This is a genomic window from Bacillota bacterium, assembly GCA_024655925.1.
Classification (GTDB): domain Bacteria; phylum Bacillota; class DTU025; order DTU025; family JANLFS01; genus JANLFS01.
The window spans coordinates 1-2087 of sequence record JANLFS010000211.1; the positions used below are offsets into that span (position 1 = coordinate 1).

General features: G+C 59.5%; 4 protein-coding genes. All 4 read left to right on the forward strand.

Annotated elements, in window-relative coordinates:
- Nucleotides 1-80 precede the first annotated feature (80 nt).
- The 4 genes from infC to NUW23_16190 are packed head-to-tail and all read left to right on the forward strand — an operon-like array spanning nt 81 to nt 2030.
- Nucleotides 81-593 (forward strand): translation initiation factor IF-3, encoded by a 513-nt coding sequence (infC, locus tag NUW23_16175; GenBank protein ID MCR4427683.1) that lies wholly within the window; start codon nt 81-83, stop codon nt 591-593.
- Between the two features lie 37 nt (nt 594-630).
- Nucleotides 631-828: a 50S ribosomal protein L35 gene (gene rpmI / locus NUW23_16180; protein MCR4427684.1), complete on the forward strand. Its 198-nt coding sequence runs from the start codon at nt 631-633 to the stop codon at nt 826-828.
- A 41-nt stretch (nt 829-869) separates the two neighbouring features.
- Nucleotides 870-1232, forward strand: a complete 363-nt coding sequence (rplT, locus tag NUW23_16185) for a 50S ribosomal protein L20 (protein MCR4427685.1) — start codon at nt 870-872, stop codon at nt 1230-1232.
- 3 nt (nt 1233-1235) lie between these two features.
- Complete coding sequence (locus NUW23_16190; protein ID MCR4427686.1) at nt 1236-2030, forward strand: RNA methyltransferase; 795 nt, start codon at nt 1236-1238, stop codon at nt 2028-2030.
- Nucleotides 2031-2087 lie beyond the last annotated feature (57 nt).

Below are 2087 nucleotides of genomic sequence, written 5' to 3' on the forward strand. Positions count from 1 at the left end.
CATGCTATTCCGGGCGGGGGGGTTCCACCGGCCCTTTCCCTTTCTGAAAGCGGAAGCGCAAACTTTGGGGGTGACATGCTATCGGTAGGGATCTGTTCGTTAACGAGGGTATCAGAGCCAGGGAAGTCCGGGTGATAGACGAGAAAGGGGATCAACTGGGCATACTCCCATTACGGGAAGCCCTTCGGGTCGCCGTCGAGAAGAACCTGGACCTCGTGGAGGTTGCACCAACTGCTAGGCCGCCCGTCTGCCGAATCATGGATTTCGGCAGATTCAAGTACGAACAGAGCAAGCGGGAGCGCGAAGCCAGGAAGAAGCAGCACATAGTGAGCATCAAGGAAGTCCGCATGACGCCCAAGATCGAAGAGCACGACTTCGATGTCAAGATGAAGAATGCGGAGAAATTCCTCAAAGAAGGCGACAAGGTGAAAGTCACCGTCAGGTTCAGGGGGCGTGAGATAGTCCACGCGGACATCGCGAGACGACTCATGACGGAACTCGCCTCCAACCTGGCGGCGGTGGGGGCGATCGAGCGGGAGCCTAGAGTCGAAGGGCGCAACATGATTATGATCCTCACCCCGAAACAAGACTAGCACCTCCGCTTGGATAGACAGCGAGGAGGACATGGCAATGCCGAAAATGAAGAGCCATCGGGGAGCCGGAAAAAGATTCAGGGTTACAAGCACCGGTATCATTGTGAAGAACAAAGCTGGCAGAAGGCACATTCTTGAGAAGAAGACTCCAAAACGTAAGAGGAACATGCGCAGGCCAGAAGCACTCGCGGCGGGTGACCAGAAGGTCGTCGCCCGCATGATCCCTTATAAGTAGAACGGTTCTTCTCACCAGATTCCAGGGGGAGTGGGATACACATGGCAAGGGTGAAGAGCGGACCAATCACCAAGCGCAGGCATCGCAGGACACTCAAGCTTGTCAAGGGCTTCACTGGGGCGAAAAGCAAGATATGGAGACGCGCAAACGAAGCAGTTATCCATTCTCTTAGTTACTCCTATATGCACAGGCGAACCAGGAAGCGGGATTTCCGTAAGCTTTGGATCGCGCGGATCAATGCGGCTGCCAGGCTCAACGGTATGTCCTACAGTCGCTTGATTAGCGGGCTCAAAAAGGCTGGCGTGGAGATTAACCGAAAGGTTCTGGCGGACCTCGCGGTTGCTGACGCAAGTGCTTTTGGCGAGCTTGTGGCGGTCGCCCGTGCCCAGGAGGGGCTGAACTAAGCAATGAATGTGATCGCGAGTGCGCGAAACGCCGCCGCTCGCGAGTACCGCCTAGTCGCCCAAAAAGGCGTCTCGGGGAAAGTGGCCCTGGAAGGGGCGCGGCTGGTTCGTGACGCGATTGAGGCCCGGGTGCAGATCCTGGGCCTCTATCTCACCGAGTCCTTTGCGAGATCCGCCGCAGGCGGGGAGATTCTCTCGCTCGCCCGCGCTGCGGGCATGGGTGCGACCTTGATAACTGAACGTGTGGCCGACAGCATGACCCAGACCAAGACGCCGCAGGGGGTCTTCGCGGTCGCACGGTGGGCCCCCCTTTCTGAGCAGGACCTCCTTCGGCTGCAGTTCCACACGCTGGTGGCTCTTGACGGCGTCGGCGATCCAGGGAACGTTGGCACCATAATCCGCACGTCGGCCGCACTCGGCGTCGGAGGTGTCGTCCTGGGGCCGGGGTGCGCGTCACCCTCCAACCCCAAAGTGGTGAGGGCGTCCATGGGGGCCATGTTCAGGATTCCCGTTTCCGAACTCCGGGACCTCAGCGGGTTCCTTGCGAGAGTCCGTAGACTGGGCATGGCAGTGGTTGTCTCGGACCCGGAGTCCGGAGTGCCACCTGACCAGATCCAGTTCGGGGAGCGAGCGGTGCTGGTCATCGGGGCTGAAGCCAGGGGAGTCTCAGACCCGGTGGCCCACCTGGCCACCGCGCAGGTGAGAATCCCCATGGCGCACGATGTGGAGTCCCTGAACGCTGGAGCCGCCGCGGCCATACTGATCTACGAGGCGGTCCGCAATATTGGCGCACATTAGCGCAGCACTTCCGCGAGGCATGAGAGCTAACTGGAGTGGAGATGTTGGGGGCGATGA